At 68.6% G+C, this 23943-nt stretch carries 25 protein-coding genes; 6 read left to right on the forward strand and 19 right to left on the reverse strand.

The window, feature by feature from the left end:
* Nucleotides 1-18: 18 nt before the first annotated feature.
* Together JSQ98_RS09795 and JSQ98_RS09800 are read left to right on the forward strand one after the other, a co-directional pair.
* On the forward strand, nt 19-399 hold the full coding sequence (locus tag JSQ98_RS09795) for an RNA-binding S4 domain-containing protein (RefSeq protein ID WP_090152888.1): 381 nt from the start codon (nt 19-21) through the stop codon (nt 397-399).
* 110 nt (nt 400-509) lie between these two features.
* The gene (locus tag JSQ98_RS09800; protein WP_211649504.1) at nt 510-1526 is read left to right on the forward strand and encodes a 3-methyladenine DNA glycosylase; all 1017 of its coding nucleotides are present in this window, start codon (nt 510-512) and stop codon (nt 1524-1526) included.
* A gap of 48 nt (nt 1527-1574) precedes the next feature.
* On the opposite strand, the gene JSQ98_RS09805 is transcribed toward JSQ98_RS09800, so the two are convergent.
* Both JSQ98_RS09805 and JSQ98_RS09810 read right to left on the reverse strand, forming a co-directional pair.
* Nucleotides 1575-2624, reverse strand: coding sequence for an Rv2578c family radical SAM protein (locus JSQ98_RS09805; RefSeq protein ID WP_211649505.1), 1050 nt, complete (start codon nt 2622-2624; stop codon nt 1575-1577).
* A gap of 54 nt (nt 2625-2678) precedes the next feature.
* Nucleotides 2679-3611, reverse strand: a complete 933-nt coding sequence (locus tag JSQ98_RS09810; protein ID WP_211649506.1) for a helix-turn-helix domain-containing protein — start codon at nt 3609-3611, stop codon at nt 2679-2681.
* A gap of 213 nt (nt 3612-3824) precedes the next feature.
* On the opposite strand from JSQ98_RS09810, the gene fdhA reads away from it, so the two are divergent.
* Nucleotides 3825-5036: a formaldehyde dehydrogenase, glutathione-independent gene (fdhA, locus tag JSQ98_RS09815; RefSeq protein WP_200331989.1), complete on the forward strand. Its 1212-nt coding sequence runs from the start codon at nt 3825-3827 to the stop codon at nt 5034-5036.
* Between the two features lie 74 nt (nt 5037-5110).
* Here the strand turns inward: fdhA and JSQ98_RS09820 are convergent, their stop codons facing one another.
* From JSQ98_RS09820 to JSQ98_RS09840, 5 genes are all read right to left on the reverse strand, one after another.
* Entirely contained in the window at nt 5111-5413 is a 303-nt protein-coding gene (locus tag JSQ98_RS09820) for a chorismate mutase (protein ID WP_090152909.1), read from the reverse strand.
* A gap of 12 nt (nt 5414-5425) precedes the next feature.
* Entirely contained in the window at nt 5426-6712 is a 1287-nt protein-coding gene (locus JSQ98_RS09825) for an adenylosuccinate synthase (RefSeq protein WP_211649507.1), read from the reverse strand.
* 106 nt (nt 6713-6818) lie between these two features.
* Nucleotides 6819-7235, reverse strand: a complete 417-nt coding sequence (locus JSQ98_RS09830; protein ID WP_090152918.1) for a DUF3151 domain-containing protein — start codon at nt 7233-7235, stop codon at nt 6819-6821.
* 39 nt (nt 7236-7274) lie between these two features.
* Complete coding sequence (locus JSQ98_RS09835; protein ID WP_141653264.1) at nt 7275-8042, reverse strand: hypothetical protein; 768 nt, start codon at nt 8040-8042, stop codon at nt 7275-7277.
* Nucleotides 8043-8082: 40 nt separating this feature from the next.
* Nucleotides 8083-8571, reverse strand: a complete 489-nt coding sequence (locus JSQ98_RS09840) for a YajQ family cyclic di-GMP-binding protein (protein ID WP_090153057.1) — start codon at nt 8569-8571, stop codon at nt 8083-8085.
* 206 nt (nt 8572-8777) lie between these two features.
* Between JSQ98_RS09840 and JSQ98_RS09845 the strand changes: the two genes are divergently transcribed.
* On the forward strand, nt 8778-10154 hold the full coding sequence (locus tag JSQ98_RS09845; protein WP_249291115.1) for a dicarboxylate/amino acid:cation symporter: 1377 nt from the start codon (nt 8778-8780) through the stop codon (nt 10152-10154).
* A gap of 112 nt (nt 10155-10266) precedes the next feature.
* Here the strand turns inward: JSQ98_RS09845 and JSQ98_RS09850 are convergent, their stop codons facing one another.
* From JSQ98_RS09850 to JSQ98_RS09860, 3 genes are read right to left on the reverse strand one after another with little or no spacing between them, the layout of a single operon-like run.
* Nucleotides 10267-10977: a hypothetical protein gene (locus JSQ98_RS09850; RefSeq protein WP_211649510.1), complete on the reverse strand. Its 711-nt coding sequence runs from the start codon at nt 10975-10977 to the stop codon at nt 10267-10269.
* A complete protein-coding gene (locus JSQ98_RS09855) occupies nt 10974-11888 on the reverse strand; it encodes an ABC transporter ATP-binding protein (RefSeq protein WP_090152937.1) in 915 nt (304 codons plus the stop codon). The genes JSQ98_RS09850 and JSQ98_RS09855 overlap by 4 nt, the downstream gene beginning before the upstream one ends.
* Nucleotides 11885-12244, reverse strand: a complete 360-nt coding sequence (locus JSQ98_RS09860) for a GntR family transcriptional regulator (RefSeq protein WP_211649512.1) — start codon at nt 12242-12244, stop codon at nt 11885-11887. Before JSQ98_RS09860 ends, JSQ98_RS09855 begins: the two co-directional genes overlap by 4 nt.
* Before the next feature lie 199 nt (nt 12245-12443).
* Between JSQ98_RS09860 and JSQ98_RS09865 the strand changes: the two genes are divergently transcribed.
* Entirely contained in the window at nt 12444-13262 is an 819-nt protein-coding gene (locus tag JSQ98_RS09865; RefSeq protein WP_211649514.1) for a siderophore-interacting protein, read from the forward strand.
* A 200-nt stretch (nt 13263-13462) separates the two neighbouring features.
* Here JSQ98_RS09865 and JSQ98_RS09870 read toward each other — a convergent pair whose 3' ends face one another.
* The 4 genes from JSQ98_RS09870 to JSQ98_RS09885 form a co-directional block, all read right to left on the reverse strand.
* The gene (locus tag JSQ98_RS09870; RefSeq protein WP_211649516.1) at nt 13463-14101 is read right to left on the reverse strand and encodes a response regulator; all 639 of its coding nucleotides are present in this window, start codon (nt 14099-14101) and stop codon (nt 13463-13465) included.
* The gene (locus tag JSQ98_RS09875) at nt 14101-15372 is read right to left on the reverse strand and encodes a sensor histidine kinase (RefSeq protein ID WP_211649518.1); all 1272 of its coding nucleotides are present in this window, start codon (nt 15370-15372) and stop codon (nt 14101-14103) included. The genes JSQ98_RS09870 and JSQ98_RS09875 overlap by 1 nt, the downstream gene beginning before the upstream one ends.
* Before the next feature lie 218 nt (nt 15373-15590).
* Nucleotides 15591-16514, reverse strand: a complete 924-nt coding sequence (locus tag JSQ98_RS09880) for an ABC transporter permease (RefSeq protein WP_211649519.1) — start codon at nt 16512-16514, stop codon at nt 15591-15593.
* The gene (locus JSQ98_RS09885) at nt 16511-17395 is read right to left on the reverse strand and encodes an ABC transporter ATP-binding protein (RefSeq protein ID WP_211649521.1); all 885 of its coding nucleotides are present in this window, start codon (nt 17393-17395) and stop codon (nt 16511-16513) included. The genes JSQ98_RS09880 and JSQ98_RS09885 overlap by 4 nt, the downstream gene beginning before the upstream one ends.
* Nucleotides 17396-17532: 137 nt before the next feature.
* On the opposite strand from JSQ98_RS09885, the gene JSQ98_RS09890 reads away from it, so the two are divergent.
* Nucleotides 17533-18603, forward strand: coding sequence for a threonine aldolase family protein (locus tag JSQ98_RS09890; protein WP_211649523.1), 1071 nt, complete (start codon nt 17533-17535; stop codon nt 18601-18603).
* Between the two features lie 39 nt (nt 18604-18642).
* Here JSQ98_RS09890 and codB read toward each other — a convergent pair whose 3' ends face one another.
* From codB to JSQ98_RS09915, 5 genes are all read right to left on the reverse strand, one after another.
* Nucleotides 18643-19932 (reverse strand): cytosine permease, encoded by a 1290-nt coding sequence (codB, locus tag JSQ98_RS09895; RefSeq protein WP_090152962.1) that lies wholly within the window; start codon nt 19930-19932, stop codon nt 18643-18645.
* Entirely contained in the window at nt 19929-20435 is a 507-nt protein-coding gene (locus JSQ98_RS09900) for a nucleoside deaminase (RefSeq protein WP_090152965.1), read from the reverse strand. Before JSQ98_RS09900 ends, codB begins: the two co-directional genes overlap by 4 nt.
* A gap of 152 nt (nt 20436-20587) precedes the next feature.
* The gene (locus tag JSQ98_RS09905; protein WP_211649524.1) at nt 20588-22126 is read right to left on the reverse strand and encodes a tripartite tricarboxylate transporter permease; all 1539 of its coding nucleotides are present in this window, start codon (nt 22124-22126) and stop codon (nt 20588-20590) included.
* Between the two features lie 2 nt (nt 22127-22128).
* A complete protein-coding gene (locus JSQ98_RS09910; protein WP_211649525.1) occupies nt 22129-22785 on the reverse strand; it encodes a tripartite tricarboxylate transporter TctB family protein in 657 nt (218 codons plus the stop codon).
* Nucleotides 22782-23783, reverse strand: a complete 1002-nt coding sequence (locus tag JSQ98_RS09915; RefSeq protein ID WP_090152974.1) for a tripartite tricarboxylate transporter substrate binding protein — start codon at nt 23781-23783, stop codon at nt 22782-22784. Before JSQ98_RS09915 ends, JSQ98_RS09910 begins: the two co-directional genes overlap by 4 nt.
* Nucleotides 23784-23943: the final 160 nt, after the last annotated feature.

Consider the following 23943-nt stretch of genomic DNA (forward strand, 5'->3'; position numbering starts at 1 on the left):
CCGACTACCATCGAGTCTATGGGCGGTGAAAGCGTACGGGTAGACACGTGGGTCTGGGGCGTGCGCCTCGCGAAGACTCGGAGCCAGGCCACGACTGCGTGCCGCGCCGGCCACGTCCGGGTGAACGGCGCGACAGCGAAGGCGTCGCAGGCGGTGCGGCTCGGAGACGAGGTGCGCGTGCGTCAGCACGGTTTCGACAAGGTCTACCGCGTCACCGGCCTCCCGGTGCGCCGCGGAAGCGCTGATGAGGCGGCGAAGCACTTCGAAGACCTCACGCCTCCTCCGCTCCCCCGAGTGGAGCGGCCGGCTGAGATCGTGCGCGATCGCGGCGCCGGCCGGCCGACGAAGCGCGAACGGCGCGACATCGACCGGCTGCGGGGCCGCGACGGCGAGGGCTAGCCCGCCGCCACCGCTTCCGCCTCACGTCGTCGTCGCACGATCAGCAGCGCTCCCGCCCCGGTGAGCAGCAGGATCATAAGCGTGCGGGTTCCGAGCGTTACACTCGCTGGGTGCCGGCTCCCGTTGTTCTCGCGTCATCCGAGTGGTGTGCACGTGCGGAATCCCATGCGAGCCGGGCCCGCGCACTCACCGCCGCACACCTCGACCGACGGCTCCGGCACGAGCGCCACCCGGTCGAGGATTTCCTCTGGACCTACTACTCCGTGAAGCCGTCCGAGCTCGCGAAGTGGCATCCCGGCGCCGGGGTGCGGCTCGCTGAGGCGCACGATCGCGCCACGTGGAAGCACTACCGCGCGGTCGGCACGGATCCGATCAGTGCTGGCAACGCCGACCGTCGCGTCAGCGCTGCCGAGGTTGATGCGGGTGCGTTCTTCGCGCGCCGCGGCGGCACGGTCGATTACGTGGAGCGGCTGCTGAGCGAGACGCTCTCCCGGCCGCCGCGCTTCGGATGCTTCGGCTTGCACGAGTGGGCGATGGTCTACCGCATGTCGCCCGAGCAATTGCGGCACACCTCGCTCCCCCTCCGCATCGGGCACGCGGCGACCGACCACGTCGTCGAGACGCACCCGATCGGGTGCTCCCATTTCGACGCGTACCGCTTCTTCACCCCCGATGCGGCGCCGCTCAACACGATGCGCCCGACGCGCGAGACGCAGCCGGAGACCGAGCAGTCAGGCTGCCTGCACGCCGGCATGGACGTGTACAAGTGGACGGCGAAGCTCGGGCCCATCGTCCCCGGCGAGGTCCTGCTCGACGCCTTCGTGCTGGCCCGCGATATTCGCGAAGTCGACATGCGAGCCTCCCCCTACGATGTGAGCGCGTACGCGGGCGTCGACGGACGGCCGCTCGCCGCGGTGGCGATCGAAACCGCAGTTGGGAAGCGCGAGTACGCGCACCTCCAGCGCGGCTTCGCCGAACGCGGCGATGCGCTGCGTCGACGCGTGCTCGACGCGATCGCGGCGGCTCGCGCCGCCGTCGCGCCCGATGCGAGCGGTAGCGCCGCCGCGCCCGATGCGAGCGGGGTCACTGTTGGTGGGTGTCGCACGGGAGACACGCACGAGGAGTGACCCCGCTCGCACGTTGCGTGTAGCGTGCGCAGCGATGGATGCGCAGCGTTAGAAGAGTGTGGGCGCGGGCACGCCGGGGGTCGCCTCCGCCGCCGCGTTCTGCGCGAGCGTGCGCGTGCGCGAAGTGCCCGTGCGCTCGAGGCCGTATCTCGAGATGAGCGGCCTGATGCGTGCGGCGAGTTCCACGCGGTACGCCTGCGGCGCCCGGCTCGATGCGCCCGGGTACAACGATCGGTAGAGCGGCAGAAGCTCGCGGTGCTCCCGTTCGAGCCATTCGAGAAACCACGGCTTCAGGTGCGATCTCAAGTGCAGTGCTCCGTAGACGACGGATCGCGCCCCGGCATCGCGAATGTCTCTGATCAAGCGCTCGAGCTGGTCGGGCCCATCCGTCAGACCGGGGAGCACGGGCATGATGAAGACGTCAGCCGCGAGGCCCGCGTCCCTGGCGGCCGCGATCGTGTCGAGCCGCGCGCGAGTGGTCGGAGTGCCCGGTTCGATCGACTGCTGCAGTTCGTGGTCGCCGACGGCGATCGACATCGCCAGCTCGACGGGCACCCGTTCACTGGCGTCGACCAGCATCGGCAGGTCCCGCCGAAGCAGCGTGCCCTTCGTCAGGATCGACATGGGCGTGCCACTCGCGGCGAGCGCTGAGATGATGCCGGGCATGAGACGGTACCGCCCCTCGGCCCGCTGGTACGGGTCGGTGTTGGTGCCGAGCGCGACGCACTCGCGCCCCCATCCGGGCCTCGCCAGCTCGCGGCCCAGCACCTCGGCCACGTTCACCTTCACGACGATCTGCGCGTCGAAGTCTTTGCCGGTGTCGAAATCGAGATACCGATGCGAGCCGCGGGCGAAGCAGTACACGCACGCGTGCGAGCACCCCCGGTACGGGTTGATGGTCCAGGAGAACGGCATCGACGATTCGCCCGGCACACGATTCAGCGCGCTCTTCGCGAGCACTTCATGGAACGCCATGCCAGCGTATTCCGGTGATCGCACGGTGCGGAGGTGCCCGGGGACTGCGGCCACCTGAGACATCGACAGACCGGCCAGCGCCCCGTCCTCGGATGCCGCAACCGATTGCCCACTCCACCTCATGCGAGTATTCGAACATATGTTCGAATGGATTGCAAGCGAATCGCCAGCCGACGGCTATTCGTGCGACTCGCCCGCCACGCCGCGGCGCCACTGCGTCGGCGAGCAGCCGTAGCTGCGCGTGAACGCCCGGATGAACGTCGCGGAGTCGGAGTACCCCGATTCTCCGGCGATCGCGCGCACCGTCATGCCGCTGCGAACCCGCTCATCGAGCAGCTCCGTCGCACGACTCAAGCGAACGCGCCGCAGGTACGCCGCCGGCGAGTCCTCCGCTTCGGCGAAGAGCGCGTGCACCTGACGCACCGAGAGGAAGTGATGCGCCGCCAGGCGGTCGACGGTGACACCGGGATCACCGCAGTGCTCTCGCAGCCAGCGCTGCAGCACCGCGAGGCGCGCCCGGCGATCCTCATCGGGCGCCCCCTCCTGCGCGAGGGCTCGCATCACGACAGCGAGCGTGTCGCTCACGGCCCGCGCGATACCCGCCCCCGAGTGGGGGTCGAGCGAGAGCTGCCGCGATTGCAGGCTGAACAGCAGCGCGCGCAGCGCCGCCTGGCCCGGTACCGAAGACTCCATCAACCGCGCGACCGAACTGCCGATCGCGCGGTCGGAAAGCCCCAGCGACTCCCGGGTCAGCTGCAGCACGATGAGATCCTGCCCCTGCGTCGGCACCGACATGCGATACGGCTCCCCGGCATCGACGAACGCCAGCGCACCGGCGCCGAGCCGCGCGCCGCGGCCGCGCTGCGTCAGCGTCCAGGATCCGCGCAGCTGCATCATCACGAGCAGGTGATCGGTGGCATCGGCGTCGACGAGGGCGCGCGGACGCTCGGCCTCGTGCGCGTCGAACGCCACGCGACTCACCCACATCGACGGAGAGATGCGGCGCTGGGCGATCCGGGCCGAGAAACGGGACCCATCCGCACGGCAGCGGAGCGGGACGAACATGCGACTGGCCAGGCGCTGCCACGCTTCGATCCCGTGCACGCTCATCGGCTCCATTGGCATCCCCCGGCGCTTCGACACTGCTTTGCTGCAATCCGCCATCACGCACCCGATCAGCGCCGCTCACTCGCGCAGATACTGCCAATGCTCCTGCAGAGGCGGCACATGCCGACGGGCATTCGGTGCCATACCGTGGTGTTACCGGTGATGCTACACGGTACGCAGCGGCGCAACGCAGCGCCTCTTCAGAATGGAGTCTCCATGTCAGGCAACAGGATCGTCGTCTACAAGGGCCCGGGCGAAGTGGCGGTCGAGAACTTTGACTACCCGACGCTGGAGCTGCCGCAAGAAGTCGCTGAGGGGCTCGGGATCAAGCGATCCGCCCCGCACGCCGTGATTCTCAAGCTCGTCACGACCAACATCTGCGGGAGCGATCAGCACATGGTGCGCGGCCGCACCACGGCGCCCGTCGGCCAGACGCTCGGGCACGAGATCACGGGCGAGGTCGTCGAGGTCGGCGACGACGTGCTCTTCCACAGCGTCGGCGACATCTGCTCCGTGCCGTTCAACATCGCCTGCGGCCGCTGTCGCATGTGCAACGAGGGCCAGACCGGGATCTGCCTGAACGTGAACCCCGCGCGTGCGGGAGCAGCCTACGGGTACGTCGACATGGGCGGCTGGCTCGGCGGTCAGGCCGAGTACGTCATGATCCCTTACGCCGACTTCAATCTTCTGAAGTTCCCCGACCGCGATGAGGCTCTGGAGAAGATCCTCGACCTCACGATGCTCTCCGACATCTTCCCGACCGGGTACCACGGCGCGGTCTCGGCTGGCGTCACCACCGGATCGACCGTCTACGTGGCGGGTGCCGGGCCGGTCGGCCTCGCAGCGGCGTACTCCGCGCAACTGCTCGGCGCCGCGACGGTCATCGTCGGCGACATGAACGCCGACCGCCTGCGGCAGGCCGAGAGCTTCGGCTGCGCCGCGGCAGACCTCTCGAAGGGCGACGCACTCGCCGACATCATCGCGGACATCGTGGGCGAGCCCGAGGTGGACGCCGCCGTCGACGCCGTCGGGTTCGAGGCGCGAGGGCACGGTCATGATGCGGCAGAGGCTCCGGCGACTGTGCTCAACGACGTCATGAGCGTCGCCAGGGCCGGCGCATCGCTCGGCATTCCGGGGCTCTACGTCACGGGCGACCCCGGAGCCGTCGACGAGGCGGCGAAGCACGGGCAGATCGGCGTGCGCCTCGGCCTCGGCTGGGCGAAGTCGCACCGCCTCGTGACAGGTCAGTGCCCGGTGAAGAAGTACAACCGGCAGTTGATGAACTTGATCCTCGCCGACCGCGCGCACATCGCCCAGGCGGTCGGAGCGACGACCATCAGCCTCGATCAGGCGGCCGAGGGCTATGCCCAGTTCGACGCGGGCGCCGCGCAGAAGTTCGTGATCGATCCGCACGGCATGGTGTCGTAGCCCCGAGCGGCGTCAGTGATGCGCGGTGCACGTTCTCATCGACGTGCACCGCGCATCACTGCGTCGGGGCCGACTTACGCGTTGTGCTCGTCGGCGATCTGCGTGTGGTGCTGAATCACCTCGGCGACGACGAAGTTGAACCACTTCTCGGCGAACTCCGGGTCGAGGTGCGCGTCGACGGCGAGCCCTTTGAGTCGGTCGATCTGACGCGATTCCCGCGAGGGATCGGCGGCCGGCATGTCGTGCTCCGCCTTCAACTGCCCGACCTCCTGCGTGCAGCGGAATCGTTCGGCGAGCATGTGCACCAGCGCCGCATCGATGTTGTCGATGCTCGATCGCAGCCGTTCGAGGCGTTCGAGGGGGGTCGGCTCGCTCATGCGGTCCTCCGCCTATCCGAGGAGGTCGTGCAGCACCACGACCTGCTCGCGCTCGGGGCCGACGCCGACGGCCGAGATGCGCGATCCGCTCATGCCCTCGAGCGCGATGATGTAGTCCTGGGCGTTCTTCGGCAGATCCTCGAAGCGACGGGCGCCCGAGATGTCCTCGTTCCAGCCCGGGAACTCCTCGTACACGGGCTTCGCGTGGTGGAAGTCGCTCTGGTTCACCGGCATCTCGTCGTGCCGCACGCCGTTGACGTCGTAGGCCACACAGACCGGGATGGTCTCGAGGCCGGAGAGCACGTCGAGCTTCGTCAGCACGAAGTCGGTGACGCCGTTGATGCGTGCGGCATAGCGGGCCATGGGCGCGTCGTACCAGCCGCAGCGGCGCGGCCGCCCAGTGGTGGTGCCGAACTCGAACCCCTGCTTGCGCAGGTAGTCGCCGGACTCGTCGAACAGTTCGGTCGGGAAGGGTCCGGCGCCCACGCGCGTGGTGTACGCCTTGACGACGGAGATCACGCGGTCGAGCGCGTGCGGCGGCAGCCCCGAACCGGTGCTCGCGCCGCCGGCCGTCGCATTCGAGGAGGTGACGAACGGGTACGTGCCGTGGTCGATGTCGAGCATGGTCGCCTGTCCGGCTTCGAACAGCACCGTCTTGTCGTCCTGCATCGCCTCGTGCAGCAGCAGCGCCGTGTCGCACACCATCGGCTCGAGCATCTCGCGATAGCTGAGCAGGTCTTCGACGACCTCGTCGGCGGAGATGGCGCGGCGGTTGTAGATCTTGACGAGCACCTGGTTCTTGAACTCGAGCGCGGCCTCGACCTTCTGCCGCAGAATGCCCTCGTCGAAGATGTCTTGGATGCGGATGCCGACGCGGTTGATCTTGTCGGCGTACGCGGGACCGATGCCGCGACCCGTCGTGCCGATCTGACGCTTTCCGAGGAAGCGCTCCGTCACCTTGTCGAGCGTGCGGTGGTACGCCGTGATGACGTGGGCGTTCGCGCTGACCTTGAGCCGCGAGACATCGACGCCGCGGCCGCCGAGCGCTTCGAGTTCACCGCGGAGCACTTCGAGGTCGACGACGACGCCGTTCGAGATCACCGGGGTCACGCCGGGGGTCAGAATCCCTGACGGGAGCAGGTGGAGCGCGTACTTCTCCGCCCCGACGACGACGGTGTGGCCGGCATTGTTGCCGCCGTTGAACTTGACGACGTAGTCGACGCGGCTGCCGAGGAGGTCGGTGGCCCGACCCTTCCCCTCGTCGCCCCACTGGGCACCGGTGATGAGCACTGCGGGCATTTCAGCCCCTTCCTTCGGCAACGGCACGTACCGGCCCAGTCTAGCGAAGGGCCGCCGTCTCCCGGCGGAGCCCGCCGTCCGGCGACGAATCGCCGGGGCGGAACGGTCAGCGCTCCCGTTCGATCGCGGCGATCGCCGCCGGGTCGGCGCCGTCGAGGAACTCGGTGAGCCGCTCGACCTCGCTCGTCTCGCCGATGCGCTCGGCCGCGCGTCGCAGCGCGTACAGTGCGCGCAATACCCCGCGATTGGGCTCGTGCGACCACGGGACGGGGCCCGCCCCGCGCCATCCCGCCTTGCGCAGCGCGTCGAGGCCCCGGTGATAGCCGACGCGCGCGAAGGCGTACGCCTCGATCTCGCGCCCCTCGGCGTCGGCTGCGTCGGCGAGCAGCGCCCAGACGAGCGGCGACTCCGGGTGCTCGCGCACGACGGCGTCGAGGTCGCGCTCCGAGTCGAGCGCCTGCGACACCGCGGTGTCGGCAGCCAGGAGAGTGGGTTCTGGTTCGAGCAGATTCGCGCCGATCATCCTGTCAGTGTAGCGATGCGGCTCCGAGGAGACGCCGGTTCACGCCTGCAGCCGCATCGACATGAGGATGCGCTTGAGCGTCGCGTACTCTTCCGTCTGCATGAAGGCTTCGGCTTCCGCTCGACTCGCGAAGACGCGCCCGCTCGAGGTGCTGTCGACCTGCATCCAGTCGGCGGCGACAACGGAATTCGACGGCGTCGCCCCCGTGCCGCCGAGCAGCCGGTTGTAATACATGCAGCTGTCGCGCGGGGTGAAGTTCGCGAGCGACAGGCTGGCCACGGCGCCGTCTCCGAGGTTCGAGACCCGGTACACGAACCGCGCGTCCGTGGTCGGCGCGCCTGCCTCATCGGTGGGTTCGGGCACGAACCCCGCGATCTCGACCGGCTCCGCGTCGAGCTCCTCGATGTGCAGGGTGGCCATTTCCGGAGTGCATGCTCCGCCCAGCCCGGTGACCCGGTTCGAGAAGTAGAGCTGTGCAGCACCGTCCGGGTCCACGATCTGCGCCTGGAAGAACCCCATCTCGTCATAGGCGGAGGGCAGGCGCACCAACGACCACCCGGAGGGCAGCTCGAAGCTCACGGGACCGGCCGCGTCACCTGCGCGATCCCACGGCTCCGGGGTGGGCTCCGGCGGCGTGGTGGGCTCCGGAGTCGGCGCCGGTTCCGATGTCTCGGTCGGAGTGGCGGAGGGATCGGACGTGGACGGAGTGCTCGTCGCTCCGGGCGCAGTCGAGGGCTCGGTCGCGCACCCGGTCAGCAGGATCGCACTGCACAGCACCGCGGCAGCGCAGGTGAGGATCGTTCGCATGCGCTCACCGTAGCGCCGACCGTTCCGTTGACGCGAGTGGTCAGCGGTAATTCACGAACTGCAGAGCGACGTCGATGTCAGCGCCCTTGAGCAGCGCCATCGTCGCCTGCAGGTCATCGCGACTCTTGGAGGAGACGCGCAACTCGTCGCCCTGGATCTGGGACTTCACGCCCTTCGGGCCCTCGTCGCGGATCAGCTTGTTGAGCTTCTTCGCGGTGGCCTGATCGATGCCTTCCTTCAGCTGCGCGTCGATGCGGTACTCCTTGCCGCTGGCGTAGGGCTCACCGGTGTCGAGCGCCTTCAACGAGAGCCCGCGCTTGATGAACTTCGAGTGCAGCACGTCGAGCACGGCGTTCGCGCGCTCTTCCGTGTTCGCCTTGATCTGCACCTTCTCACCGGAGAGCGAGACGTCGGCGCCGACGCCCTTGAAGTCGTAGCGCTGCTCGACCTCCTTGCGCGCCTGGTTCACCGCGTTCTCGACCTCCATCGAGTCGATCTTGCTCACCACGTCAAACGAAGAATCAGCCATGCCCCCAGCGTACCCGAGGGGCAGCGCCGCCACCCCCTCCCGATCCGGGTCGCACGGGGAGCTACAAAAAGTGATGACACGTATTCGCTGAACGAATGATTTGCTAAGCTGTCTGGGTTCCGCACGCCGCACCGCACTCGAAAGGACTCCTCACCGTGTCTGCAACTCAGGCCGCCCCGCATCGGGCTCGCCGCCTCCCCCGCTGGATGACGTCGTTCGGGTGGCAGATCCTCGCCGCCCTCGTCATCGGCCTCGTGCTCGGCGGCGTCGCCATGTCGCTCGGCCCCGACGCCGAGGACAACCCCAACGGCCTGCACGCCACGCTGGCGACCATCGGCGACAGTTACGTCTCGCTACTGCGCGCGGCAGTGATCCCGCTCGTCTTCACGGCGATCGTCTCGAGCATCGTCGGGTTGCGCAAGGTGACGAATGCGGCTCGCCTCGCGGGCCAGACTCTGCTCTGGTTCGCCATCACCGCGCTGATCGCGGTGACCATCGGCATCGTGCTCGGCGTCACGCTGCAACCCGGCTCGACCGCATCGCAGACCGCGCTGACCCCCGAAGAGCCCGGTTCGGTCGGCACCTGGTGGAACTTCCTCACCGGCCTCGTCCCCACCAACTTCCTCGGGCTCGGCGTTTCCGGCAGCGTCGATGCCGGCAGCGGCGCGCTCTCTGCGAGCCCGAGCTTCAATGTGCTGCAGGTCATCGTGATCTCGGCCGCCGTGGGCATCGCAGCGCTCAAGATCGGCGAGAAGGCCGAACCGTTCATCGTGCTCACGGAATCAGCGCTCGCAATCATCCAGAAGATCCTGTGGTGGATCATCCGCCTCGCCCCGATCGGCACGATCGGCCTCATCGGCAACGCCGTCGCCGAGTACGGCTGGAACCAGATGGGCACGCTCACGTGGTTCGTCGCGGTGCTGTACCTCGGACTCGCGCTGGTGCTCTTCGTGGTCTACCCGATTCTCGTGAAGTCGCACGGCCTCTCCGTGAAGCAGTACTTCTCAGGAGTGTGGCCGGCCGTGCAGCTCGGCTTCGTGAGCCGCTCGTCCATCGGCACACTGCCGCTCACCCAGCGCGTCACCGAGCGCAACCTCGGCGTGCCGCGCGGCTACGCCTCCTTCGCCGTGCCGCTCGGAGCGACGACCAAGATGGACGGGTGCGCCGCGATCTACCCGGCAGTCGCGGCGATCTTCATCGCGCAGTTCTTCGGCATCGACCTCACGATCGTGCAGTACCTGCTGATCGTCATCGTCTCGGTGGTCGGCTCCGCGGCGACCGCGGGCACGACGGGCGCGACCGTGATGCTGACGCTCACGCTGTCGACGCTCGGGCTTCCGCTCGAGGGCGTCGGGCTGCTTCTCGCAGTCGACCCCATCATCGACATGGGTCGCACGGCCGTGAACGTCGCCGGTCAGGCGCTCGTTCCCGCGATCGTCGCGAAGCGCGAGGGAATCATCGACCTCGATCTGTACAACGCGCCCCGTCAGGGGCTCGCATTCGACAACACCGACGTCGAGGAGCACCGCGCGTCGGAGGAGGCGTCGCGAGACGCGCGCGAAGCGACGCTGCGCCGGGGCTGACACTCGGCCCTCCCGAATCGTGCGCTGAGCATCGGAGACGGGCGCCGGTCGGGTTCCGAATCGAACCCGGCCGGCGCCCGCTCGGCGTCGTACGGCAGGAGATGCGCGGCCGTTATCGCACCGCCGCGCGCCGCATCGCGAACCAGGTGACGACGAGCGCCAGCACGATCGTGACGATCGCCCCCAGAGCGATGTCTGCCCGGGTGATGCCCATCACGATCTCCGGCAGTTGCGGTGCGAACACCAGGAGGAGAACCGCGAGCACGAGCCCGATGGCCGATCCCACGATCGCCGGGCCCTTCGCCCCGAATCGCACCCAGATCGCACCGAAGAAGCCGCCGATCGTGAGGCAGAAGAGCACTCCGAGGAAGCCGGTGACGGCGAGCACCCACGGGTCGCCGGCGCCGAGCAGATACACGTCGAGCACGTACACCGACATGAACCAGTGGTCCGTGGCGAGTTCGATGCCGAGCAGCAGCACCAGCAGGAGCGCGATGTACGCGGCCTGCAGCACGTTCGAGAGCATCGTGCCGAGGATGAAGTTGCGGCGCGTGGTTCCGAGCGTCAGCGCGAAGGGATAGGTCGTCGCCACGGCCTGCACGCCGTAGTAGACGAGGAATCCGGGCAGCGACCAGACGACGCCGCCGTTCTGCCGCGCTCCGTCGACGTACTCGGCACCGCCCGCGCCTCCCGTGGCGCGCTGGATGGCGAGCGCGATGACGATCGAGATCACCATGACCAGTGCGAGGATGACGATCGGAACTGTGACGAAGCTCCCGATCTTGTTCATGTGCAGGCGAGTCACATTGATGATGCGGTTCATGCTGCGCTCCGTTCCATATGCGTGTCCGCCCCGTCGTCCGCGACGGTGTCGCCGAGGCCGTAGGCGGCGACGAGATCTTGCAGTGATACGGGGGCGAGTTCGAGCCCGCCGGCCTCGGCTCGATGCTGCGCCGTCATCGGCGTGTTGACGACCGCTGTCGCGAGGCCGCCGACGCGTCGGCGCGACAGCACCGGCAGCCCTGAGAGGAAGCCGTCGACCTCGCTCGCCTTGCCCGCGACCTGGAAGGCGCTCCCGCGCATCGCATCGACGTCTTCGTGCCGCACGATGCGCCCCTGGTCGATCACGATCACGCGCTCGAGCAGCCGGTCCATCTCATCGATGAGATGGGTGGAGAGCACGACCGTGCGAGGGCGCTCCGCGTAATCGCGCAGCAGCTCGTCGTAGAAGATCGCCCGCGCCGTCGCGTCGAGACCCAGGTAGGGCTCGTCGAAGAAGGTGATGGGCGCCCGGGAGGCGAGTCCGAGCACGATGCCGAGCGCCGACATCTGTCCGCGCGAGTACTTCTTGATGATCGGCTTGGACGGGATGCGGAACGCGTCGATGAGGCGATCCGCGACCTCCTGATTCCAGTTCGGGAACGAGAATCGTGCTGCTCGGGTAGCGAGTTTCAGGGTGTAATCGTCGGGGTATCGCTGGTTATCGCGCACGAAGCACATCTGCTCGATGGTCTCGGCGCGCTCGAAGGGATCGTGGCCGCCGACCTTGACCGAGCCAGAGCTCGGCCGATCCTGCGCCGTGATCAGCGACATGAGGGTGGTCTTGCCCGCGCCGTTGCGGCCGAGCAGCCCGGTGATGGTGTTCGCGTGCACCTGCACGGTGACGTCGTCGAGCGCGGTGGCGCCGCGATAGCGCCGCGTGAGCCCGTGCGTCTCAATAGCGATCTGGGTCATTGTTCCGCTTCCTGTTCGATGAGTCGGATGACATCGGAGTGGGTGAGGCCGAGGGCGGTGGCTTCATGGAGCAGCGGCCGCACGAATCGCTCGGTGAGGCCGTGCTGACGCTCCTGAGCGATACGCGCCCTCGCGCCTGCGGCGACGAACATGCCGATGCCGCGTTTCTTGTAGAGGATCCCCTGATCGACGAGCAGGCTGAGCCCTTTGCCCGCCGTCGCGGGGTTGATGCGCATGTGCGCGGCGAGCTCGTTCGTCGAGGGAACCTGCTCGTCCTCGTCGTACGTGCCGCGCAGGATGTCGTCTGCGAGGCGGTCGGCGAGCTGGAGGAAGATCGGACGGTTGTCATCGAACACTCCTCACCTCGTTTCAGTCGGGGTCGCTGACTCGGACGGATTCGCCTCGCAGCTTCCTTGGTTAGTTACTTCACTAATGAACCTACATACCGCCGCCGAGTCTGTCAACGAGCACTTGCGGAGCATTCATCTGATGAACTACCGTTGGGGTGCTCCGGCCGCGTCATGCCGCCGACTCCCGCGAACCGAAGGATCCGCCATGCCCTCCAGCAACATCGTCGTCGCCCACGCGGAGACCGGTCTCGTCACGGCCGAGGTGCTGCGCGCCGATCGCATATCCCCCGGCTTCGTGCGCCTCACCGTCGGCGGCGACGACTTCTCACGCTGGCGTCACCTCGGCTTCGATCAGTGGTTCAGACTCGCCATGCCCGTTGCCGGCGAAGCGACCCGATTCGATCGCATGTCCGATCGATTCGATACTCGCGGGTACCTGAAGTACCTGGCCCTGCCGAAGGCGACGCGGCCCGAGATCCGCAACTACACCGTGCGGGCGTTCCGACCCGAGACGAACGAGATGGACATCGACTTCGTCGCGCACGAATCGGATGATCCGGCGCACGCGGGCGTCGCCGCGCCCTGGGCCACGTCGCTCCCCATCGGCGACCGGGTGGCGCTGATCGATCAGGGATGCGGATACCGCGCGGTCGAGGACGCCGATCGCGTCGTGCTGGCGGGCGACGAGAGCGCGCTCCCCGCGGTGCTCGGCGTCCTGCGCGACATCGGACCGGAGAGCACGGGCCACGCGATCATCGAGGTGCCCGACGCTGCGGATCGCCAACCGGTCGAGGCCCCGAGCGGCGTCGACGTGCAGTGGATCGTTCGCGAGCCGGGCGCTCACCCCGGATCCGCGGCCCTCGATGCGCTTCGCGGACTCCCGGCATCGGCGACGGCTGGCCCCGTCTCGGCGTTCGTCGCAGGCGAGCAGCAGCTCGCAACCGGCGGCCGACGTCACCTCGTCAACGAGTGCGGCGTCGCCAAGCAGGCGGTCGATTTCTGCGGATACTGGCGGCAGCGTTAGAGCTCTGGAACGGACCGATCCCGGCCCGAATGACAACGGTGTAATTCTCCACAGTGCCGCTACAGTCCTGTGCACAACCATCCCGAGAGCCGCTCAGGGAAGCGCGCACCAACCCTCAAGAACGCCGTGATTCCGCGGAAGCATCGACCATCCACAGTGTGAATCACACCCGTGTAGTTATCCACAGGCGCGGCGCAGCGCTACAGGATCCCGCACTCCATCGCGCGCGTCACCGCTCGCGTGCGATCCGACACGCCGAGCTTCTCGAACGCTCGCAGCAGGTGAGTCTTCACCGTCGACTCGCCGATGAACAGCCGCCCCGCGATCTCCGGGTTGCTCATCCCATCCCCGACCAACCGCAGAATCTCGACCTCCCGAGGAGTGAGCCGCGGGCCCCGCTCCGCGCGATCCTCAGGGCCGGCGTGAGCCCGAGCGACCAGCTGCGCGGCGATCGACGGCGCGAGCACGGTCTGCCCGGCGGCAACCGCGCGCACACCGGCCGCCAGCTCGTCAGCGGGCGCAGCCTTGACGAGATACCCGTTCGCCCCGGCCTCGATGGCGGCGAGGATCTGATCATCCTCCTCGTACGTCGTGAAGACGAGCACGCGCGGAGGCGACGCCGTGAGGCGGGCGAGTCGCCGGGTGGCCTCGACGCCGCCCATTCCCGGCATCCGGAGATCCATGAGCACGACGTCCGGGCGCGCGGCCGACACCAGGTCGAGCGCGGCTTCCCCGGAAGCCGCCTCGCCGACCACCTCGAAATCAGGCTCGGTCGCGAGCAGACCCGCGATACCAGCACGCACGATCGGGTGATCGTCCACGACCAGAATGCGTACCATCAACGAACTCCTTCTCGCTCGTGACCGGGCGCGGCCGCCGCAACGGTCGCCGGCAGTCGCACCTCCAGGCGCGCACCGCACCCCGGCCCATCGCCGAACCGCACCTCACCGCCCACTCCTCGGATGCGGTCGGCAAGGCCCGACAGGCCGTACCCGCCTGCAGAGGCCCCGCCACCCGCCGCTTGCGGCCCCACCCCGTCGTCATCGACTCGGAGGACGACGGATCCGTCATCACCGCGCACCAGCATCACCGAGATCCTCGTCGCCTGCGCGTGCTTGCGCGCATTCGCCAGGCCCTCCTGAGTCGCCCGCAGCAGCATCACCTGCCGCTCGCGATCCAGCTGCAACGACTCGAGCTCGCACGTCACCCGCAGCTCCGTATCCTCCCTGAGGCGGGTCACCGTCCGCTCGATCGATGCCTCCAGGCCGCCGTCGCCGAGCGGCTGGGTCGTCGCAACCAGCACCCTCGCCTCCTGCAACGACTCTCGGGCCGCTGAGCGCACCCGTTCGAGCCGATCCCGCGCGGCAGCGGCATCACCTGCGGCGAGCGCGCGATCCACCTGCTCGCTCAGCATCACGAGACCGGTGAGCGTCTGCGTGAGCGTATCGTGCAGGTCGCGCGAGATCCGCTCCCGCTCGGCAGAGGCACCGGCGGCCTCCGAGAGCGCGGCCACTTCGTGCTGCGAGCGCCGCAGCGCCTCTGCGAGTTCGCGGTGACGCTCCCCCTGCGCGTGAATGCCCGTGATCCACGTTCCCATGACCAGCGCGAAGACGAGCGAGAGGGCCGAGACGGCGAACGCACCCCAGAAGCCGCCGGCGCGACCGAAAGGGTCACCCGGGCCGACGAAACCGATGCACACCGCCACCGCGAGTGCTGCACTCCATGCGACCGCTTCGCGATAGCGGCGCGCGACCGTCCAGACCAGCGGATACCCGATGGTTTGAAGCGTGGCGTACGAGGTCACCCCGAACGTCGCAACCCCCACCAGCAGCACCAGCCCGACCAGGAAGAGCGCATCGGCAGCGGTCGCAGGCAGATCGCGCACGGCTCGAAGCATCACGCGCCGCCCGACCGCGAGATACCAGAGCGCGAGCGCCGCCAGCGGCGCGAAGGTCCAGGCCACCCGATCCGGCGCCGCGGGCGCACCGTCGAACTGCAGCTCGCGACCGCCGACAATGGCCATCGCGACGAGGGTGACCACGACGCCGGCATCCCACCAGCGCAGCGGAAAGCGCCCCGACGCGATCCCCGGTGTCTCCAGCTGACTCATGGCATCACTCTCTCACGCCCCGCGCACCGAGGCCGATCTCGTACCTATGACCGCCGCTCACCCCGCGCTCCGCTCCGTGGGCTGCCGCCGTGAGCGGCACCAGCGGCGGTCGCGAATGCTCACGCATTCGCCTATGACCGCCGCTCACCCCGCGCTCCGCTCCGTGGGCTGCCGCCGTGGGCGGCACCAGCGGCGGTCGCGAATGCTCACGCATTCGCCTATGACCGCCGCTGCCATCTGAACGTGAGGAGGCTGAGCGCGAGGCCCACTGCGAGCCAGGCCGCCAGGTTCAGGGCGACGAGACCGAGATCCCACGACTCCCCGAGCTCCTGCAACTGGAAATGATCGGGCAGGAACACCGAGCGCATCCCCTGCGCCAACCACTTCAACGGGAACAGGCTCGCCACCTGCTGCAACCACTCCGGCAGCATCGAGAACTGCAGGTACACGCCCGAGATGAACTGCAGCAGCAGCACCACCGGCAGGATCACCGCCGTCGCACTGCGCGACGAGCGAGGCAGCGCCGAGAGCGCGACGCCGAGGAGGGCCATCGCGATGATCCCGAGCCCGAACAGCCAGGCCAATCGCCCCCACAGCTCCGGCTCCGTCGGAAGCTCCACCTGGAAGGCGACCACGGCGAACGCGATGAGCAGCAGCAGCTGAGCGAGGGCGGTCACGAGGATCATGCCGATCTTGCCGATGAAATAGCTCACCGGCGACAGCGGAGTGCCGCCCAAGCGCCGCAACCATCCGTCGCTCCGCTCGCGGGCGATATCGGTGGCGAGATTCTGCACTCCGATGAGGAGCAATCCTGCAGCGGCCATGCCGGGGAGGTAGTAGGCGGCCATCGTCACGCCCCCGGTGCCGTCTGCCCGCGCACCGACCTCGCCGGACGTCTGAAAGGCGACCCCGAAGATGCCCAGCATCACGAGCGGGAAGAGGAACGTGAAGAAGACGGCATCGGGCGTCCGGAAGTAACCGCGCAACTCGAATCCGATGTTGTTCCACCCCGAGCGGAGGATCCCGGGGAGCCGGGGTGCGACGCCGTTCGAGTGGGGCCCCGAGGCGTCCGTTCCTGCCGCTCGCGCTGGCCCTGCCACCTGAGCGGGACCCGCCCCCCGTTTCGCATCGTTCGTCGTCATCGTTCCGCTCCGTTCGCGCCGATCAGGTTCAAATAGATGTCTTCGAGTGCCGGGCGTCGCACTTCGAGCTCGGCCGGCCCGGTCGGGATGCCGATCTCTCGCGCCTCGTGCATCAACCGTTCGACGACCACACCGGGCACAGCGGTGCGCTCCTCGTGACGCACCCCCGCGGCGTCGCGCCAGCTGACCACCGGGGTGCGAGCCTCGGCGCCGCCGAGCAATTCGGGCGTCGCCTCAGCGACGATCCTGCCGCCGGAGAGCACGCCAACGCGATCGGCCAGGTACTCCGCCTCGTCGAGATAGTGGGTGGTGAGCAGCACCGCAGCGCCCTCACCCGTCAGGCCGTCGAGCATCGCCCAGAAGTGACGCCTCGCTTCGGGATCGAAACCGGTGGTCGGCTCATCGAGGAAGACGAGCTCCGGCCGCCCGATGATGCCGAGTGCGACATCGAGCCGCCGCTGCTGTCCGCCCGAGAGCTTCGTCGCCCGCGTCTTCGCCTGCTCCGTGAGCCCGACGAGATCGAGCACCTCGTCGACGCCGCGAGGGTTCGGGTAGAGCGTCGCGAAGTGCGCGATCAGCTCACGCGGGGTGTAGGGGCCGGCGTCCCCGGTCGACTGCGCCACGATGCCGATCCTCGACTTCCATACGCGCGGCGCCGAGAGCGGGTGCTCGCCGAGCACCGAGATGTCGCCGCTCATCGCTCGTCGCACGCCTTCGAGCACCTCGATGGCCGTGCTCTTACCCGCGCCATTCGGCCCGAGCAGCGCATACGTCTCGCCTCGGGCGATGTCGAGGTCGACGCCGTCGAGCACCCGTCGCGATCCGTACTGCTTCGTGAGCCCGCGCACCGAAACGGCCGCGGAGCTGAGTGTGCTGTTCATGTTTCCAGACTGCCCGGTGCCGAAGCGGCGGGGAACGACCGGATGGGCGACCTGATGTCCACCGATCGGAGGACCCCGCCGGGTTCCGCGTGGGGTCCGCGCTCCCGCCACGGGCTCGCCGAGCGTAGGCTGGAGCGATGAGCCAGCACGCCGCATCGCCAGAAGCAGCCACCGCGCCAGTCTCCCGCGCGTTCGCCTCCGACAACTGGTCGGGCGCGCACCCAGAGGTGATCGAGGCGCTCGCGCTCGCGAACACGGGCCACGTCCCCGCGTACGGCGGCGACCCGGTCACGGCCCGCTTCCAAGAGGTGGCTCGGGAGCTGTTCGGCGCCGAGGCGGAAGCGTTCCCCGTCTTCAACGGCACCGGCGCGAACGTGCTCGCACTGCAGGCCGCGCTCCCCCGCTGGGGCGCCGTCATCTGCGCTCGCACCGCGCACATCAACACCGACGAGGCGGGTGCCCCGGAGAAGACCGGCGGTCTCAAGCTCTTCGGCATCGAGACGCCCGACGGCAAGCTCACCCCCGAACTCGTGGCTCGCGAGGCGTGGGGCTTCGGCAGCGAGCACCGGTCTCAGGCGGGCGCGGTGTCGATCTCGCAAGTGACCGAGCTCGGCACCGTCTACACCCCTCATGAGATCCGCGCCCTCGCGGATCAGGCGCACGAACTCGGCTTGGTGCTGCACGTCGACGGATCCCGGCTCGGCAATGCGGCAGCGCACCTCGGCGCGTCGCTGCGCGAGCTCACCACTGACGTCGGCGTCGACCTGCTGAGCCTGGGCGGCACGAAGAACGGCCTGTTGGGTGCGGAGGCCGTCGTCGTGCTGCGACCGGAAGCTGCTGACGGGATCCGCTATCTGCGCAAGATCGACCTGCAGCTCGCCTCGAAGATGCGCTTCATCTCAGCGCAGCTACTCGCGCTGTACGAGGGCGACCTGTGGCTGCGCTCCGCAACGCGTGCGAACGAACTCGCGCAGCGCCTGGCGTCGGGCGTGCGCGCCCTCGAAGAAACCGTGCCCGGGGTCAGGATCGCCCACCCCGTCGAGTCCAACGCCGTATTCGTCGAGCTGCCCGCCGAGGCCGCAACGCGGGCCCAGTCCGCGTTCGCGTTCGGCGCGTGGCCGACGCAGCCCGGGCTCTACCGCCTGATGTGCGCGTTCGACACGACCGAGGCGGACGTCGACGCACTGCTGACCGTGCTCGCCGGCTGACCCGCTCCGCCCGCGAACGGCTTCAGCCCACGAGCGGCTTCAGCCCGCGAGCGGCCGCCGGGGCGACAGCCGCGCCAGGGCGAATGACAGCACCAGGGCTGCGACGACACCGATGATCGGAGGAATCCCGATCCCGAATTCACCGGCGAACCAGGCGAGCGCGCACGAGATCGCGTAGACGCCCAGGTTGACCCAGTTCGCGCGCGGCAGCGCCTCCCCCTCTGGCATCTGGGTGCGCCGCCACCGTGCGAGGTAATCGCCGATGATGACGCCGCCGAGGGGCGGGATGAACGTGCCGAGCAGCCCGAGGTACTGGGGCAGGTGCTCGTTGACACCGAAGAGCGCGAGCACGGTGCCGATGATCGAGCCGATGATCACGAACCGGGTCTTGCTGGGCTTCTCGAAGAGCTCGGCACCGGCGACGCCGAATGAGTACGCCGCGTCGGCATTCGACTTCCACAGGTTGCCGAAGAGCAGGAAGAGCCCCCAGCCGACGAGGCCGAGGTTGAAGAGCACGAGCACGAAGTCGCCTTCGCCGAACGTGATCGCGCCGACCGCGCCGAAGAAGATCATCAGCCCGTTGCCGATCAAGAATCCGATGACGCAGGCGAGCACCGCCTGGCGGCCCGTGCGCCCGAAGCGCGTCCAGTTGGGCGCCTGCGTGCCAGCGGAGACGAACGTTCCGACGACCGTGGTGACGGCGACCGCGATCGGCATCGACATCGACGCATCCGGCTGCACGGCGGCGAGACCGGCCCAGCCGCCCACCTCTTCGAGCGACCGGAACATCACCCAGAACGCGAGGATGAGGATCAGCGGAGTCGAGATCAGCGATACCCAGTACATGCCGCGGTACCCGTAGACGGCGGTCGCGCACATGAGCGCGCTCACCACCACCATGACCGCGGCTTTCGCGGCGAAGCTCTCCCACCCGAACGCCTGCGCGGTGAGCTCGCCGATCGTGCCGATCACGACGCCGTACCAGCCGATCTGCGTGCCTCCAAGCAGGATCGATGCGAGCTTCGAGCCGCGGCTGCCGAGCGTGTACCGGGCCATCACCACCGTGGTGAGTCCGGTGCGCGCACCGATCCATCCGAGCACCGCGACGTATGCGCCGAGCACGGCGGAGCCGAGCAGGATGACGACGAGCAGATCGTTCAGCGCGAACGACTGCCCGAGCGCGGCGCCCGCGAGCATGGTCGGTGTGAAGATGGTGAAGCCGAGCAGCACCACCATGAGCGAGAAGAATCCCTTGCGTGCGTGCTGCGGCACGGGGGTGACCGGGTAGTCCCGGTCGATGACCGTCTCGGTCTCGGGTGCTGCGCTCACTCGCCGACCCGGGCGCCGCCGGCGAGCTCGTCGGTCTCGATGCCGATGTCTTCGGCCCAGATCTCGGGGCGTTCGCGCATCATGCGATCCATCAGGTCGATGCAGGTCGCGTCGTCGGCGATCACGAGTTCCGTGCCGTTGCTCGCGAGCCAGGCCTCGGAGGCTTCGAAGCTGCGGTGCTCGCCGATGACGATGCGCGGGATCTCGTACAGGATCGCCGTGCCGGCGCACATGGTGCACGGCGAGAGCGTCGTGTAGAGGGTGCACTCCCGGTAGACGCTCGCCGGGAGGCGACCGGCGCTCTCGAGGCAGTCGGTCTCGCCGTGGCGGATCACGCTGCCCATCTGCACGCGTCGGTTTCGGCCGACGGCGAGCACCTCGGGTCCGTCGGCGCCGTGGCGCACGAGGGCGGCGCCGATGGGCACCCCGCCTTCGTCCCAGCCCAGCTGCGCCTGTTCGATGGCGAGGTCGAGATACGTTCGGTCTTGAGCGGAGATCGGCATGACTGCAATCGTATCGCCGTGCGAGCGCTGCGGCGTTCCTCGCGCCCGCCCCGGCGCCACATGTTCGGTGAGAGATCCGGCTTCGGTCGGACGACTCGTCGTCCGAGCGTCCCACCGAAGCCGGACCTCTCACGGAGACCGCGCCCGAGCGCCTACGCCCCGACCGACTGCCGATCGGCCTCCTCGGCCGCCTTCGCGCGGCGCCGACCGACGATCCGCCCCCGCACCGCGAAGACGAGCACGAGCAGCAGCAGTCCGTACAGCGCCATCGTGATCGGCCCGCTCACCAGCACCGAGAAATCGCCGTTCGCGCTCATCGCGGCGTCGCGCAGGCTCGTCTCCGCGAGCGGCCCGAGCACCATGCCGATGATCAGCGGTGCGATCGGGAAGTCGAGCGCCCGCATCAGGAATCCGACGAATCCGATGCCGAGCAGCAGGAACAGGTCGAAGATCGAGCCCGACGTGGCATAGATTCCGAGGGCGCAGAAGACCGTGATTCCGGCATACAGGTACGGCCGCGGGATCAGCAGCAGCTTCGCCCACAGCATCGCGAACGGCAGGTTCAGGATGAGCAGCACGATCATCGCGATGAAGAAGCTCGCGAGCAGCACCCACACCAGGTCCGGGGCGCGCTCGAAGAGCAGCGGGCCCGGCTGCAGGCCGTACTGGCGGAAGGCGGCGAGCATGATCGCGGCGGTCGCCGAGATCGGGAGACCGAGTGCGAGCAGGGCGCCCATCGCCATGCCCGTCGTCGAGTTGCCGGCAGCCTCGGGGGCGGCGAGACCGCGGATCGCACCGGTGCCGAAGCGGGGCGTCTTGCGACGCGCGTCGAGCCGCTTCTCGAGACCGTAGGCGAGAAAGGTCGGGATCTCCGAGCCGCCGGCCGGCACCACGCCGAACGGGACGCCGATGACGGTGCCGCGCAGCCACGCCGGCATCGCCTCACGGAACTCCGCCTTCGACAGCCACGGGCGCCCCTTCGGCTTGATGATCGCCTTGTCGTTCATGTGCCGTTCGAGGCATGCGACGTAGATGACCTCGCCGAGCGCGAGCACCGCGACGGTGACGGTGACCAGCGAGATGCCGTCGAACAGGAACGGGGAGTCGAGGGTGAAGCGCGGTGCGCCGGAGGCGCCGTCGATCCCGATCACCGCGATGCCCAGACCGATGAAGAGCGCTGCGAGTCCCTTCACCGCGTTATCGGTGACCACCGAGGAGGTTGCGACGAACGCGAAGACCGCGAGCGCGAAGAACTCGGCGGGGCCGAAGCTCGAGGAGAAGTCGGCGAGCGCCGGCGCGAGGAACACGACGAGGATCGACGCGATGAACCCGCCGACGAAGGCGCCGATCGCAGCGGTCGCGAGCGCCTGCGCGGCCTTGCCGTTCAACGCCATCTTGTGGCCCTCGAACGTCGAGGCGATCGCCGAGGCCTGGCCCGGCGTGTTCATGAGAATGCCCATCGTCGAGTCCCCGAAGAGCCCGCCGAAGTAGACGCCGGCAAACATGATGAAGGCGGCCGTGGGCTCGAGCGAGAACGTGACCGGCAGCAGCAGCGCCACCGCCATCGACGAGCCGAGGCCCGGCATGACGCCGACGGCGGTGCCGAGGAGGCAGCCGACGAGCACCCAGACGAGGTTCTGCCAGGTGAGGGCTCCGGCGAAGCCCTCCATCAGGAGCTGGAGTGATTCCATGGTCAGAACCCCCCGCCCAGAATGCCCGAGGGCAGCGACATGCCGAGCGCCATGTCGAACGCGATGTAGGCGAGCGAGCTCACGGTGAAGCCCGTCACGAGACTCGCGATCGGCTTCTGAGAGCCGAAGCCGCGTGCGACGCACCAGAAGAGCAGGCCGGCCGCGATGACCCACCCGAGCACGTCGAGCAGGAGGGCGAACGCGGCGAACGATCCGATCACCCAGGCGAGGGACCGCCAGTCGATCTTGACCGCGCGCGCTCCATCACGCGCAGCTCCATCGCCCGTCGCTCCGTCGCGCTCCGCCAGCGCGTCGTGCTCCGAGCTGAGCAGTTCGAAGTCATCGACCTGGCGAGTCGCAGCCGTACGTGCGGCGCTGTCGGCGCGAAGCTGCCTCGCCGCGGCGAGAATGAGCAGGATCGCGAAGAGCAGGAGCCCGCCGGCGATGATCGCTGGGAAGAAGCGCGGGCCGGGGAATGCGGTGCCCTCGGGAACGCGCATGGTGAGCATGCCGAAGCCGAGATAGGCGGCGAATGCCAGCAGCAGCACCGGCATGATCAGATGCTTGAGCCAGGCGGTCGTGCGCGGGCTCCCGGTCGAGAAGCGAATCTCCTCGCCGACGACCGCGGACATCGCGGTCGGGTTGCTGGTCGGCGTCATTGCCCCATCTCCTCATACAGGCGAGCGATCCGATCCCGTTCCTCCGCGAGGAACGCGTCCAGGTCGTCGCCGGTGATCACCTGTTCGGTCCAGTGGTAGCGCTCGACGGCGGCTGCCCACTCGGGCGTCGCCAGCGTGTCAGCGACGAGTTCGCTGAGCCCGGAGGTCTCTTCCTCGGTGAGCCCCGCCGGTGCCGCGAGCATGCGCCAGTTCGCGAGCGTGATGTCGTAGCCCTGCTCGCGCGCCGTCGGGATGTCGATTCCCTCGATGGGCTCCTCGGCGACGATCGCGAGCGCCCGAAGCCTGCCCGACTCGATCTGGTCGATGTTGTCGGGGTAGCCCCCGGTTGCGGCCTGGGCCGTGCCGTTCAGCAGCGCTGCGACGGCCTCGCCGCCGCCGTCCGAGGAGATGTACGTCGTCTCGGTGGGCTCGATCCCCGCGGCGAGCGCAAGATCGGTGACGACGAGCTGATCGAACGAGCCGCCTCCTGTCCACGGAATCGACTTCGGGTCGTCGCGCCAGGCCTCGACGAGGTCGTCCAGAGTCTCATAGGGCGAGTCGGCCGGCACGACGATGACGTCGTACTCCTCGAACACGACGGCGAGGGAGGTGACGTCGTCGAGCGTCGCATCCGAGCCGTACTGGATGGTGGCGGCGAGCAGCCCGGTGCCTCCCACCAGCATCGTGTTCGCCTCCCCCTCGAGCGTCGACAGGTTGCCCAGGGCGATCGTGCCCCCGGCTCCCGGCATGTTGACGACCTGCACATTGGTGCTCAGGCCGTTCGCACGCTGCGCCTGCTGCATCTCACGCGCGACCGTGTCCCAGCCGCCACCCGCTGCGGCCGGGGCGACGATGGTCAATGACGAGTGGATGTCGCTGCCGGCCGACGCGGAGCTGATCGATCCGAATGCGGCCACGCCGACGGCGCACGCGGCGATCGCGCCGCCGATGACGCGCAGCACCGTGCGGCGCACGTTTCGTTGCGGTGTATCTGTCATGTTCACTCCTTCGTGCGGACGCCGTTGTGCCGCACTGACGCCTATAAGATGTCAACCATTTCCCGTGCGCGCCCGCTCCACGCGATTTGTGCTCATAAATGCTCACGGTGATCGCAGCGGCGCGATCCGGGGCGCGCAAAGCGGAAGGCGACGGTTGTGA

It is taken from the genome of Leucobacter manosquensis (assembly GCF_018304845.1).
Taxonomy (GTDB): Bacteria; Actinomycetota; Actinomycetes; order Actinomycetales; family Microbacteriaceae; genus Leucobacter; species Leucobacter alluvii.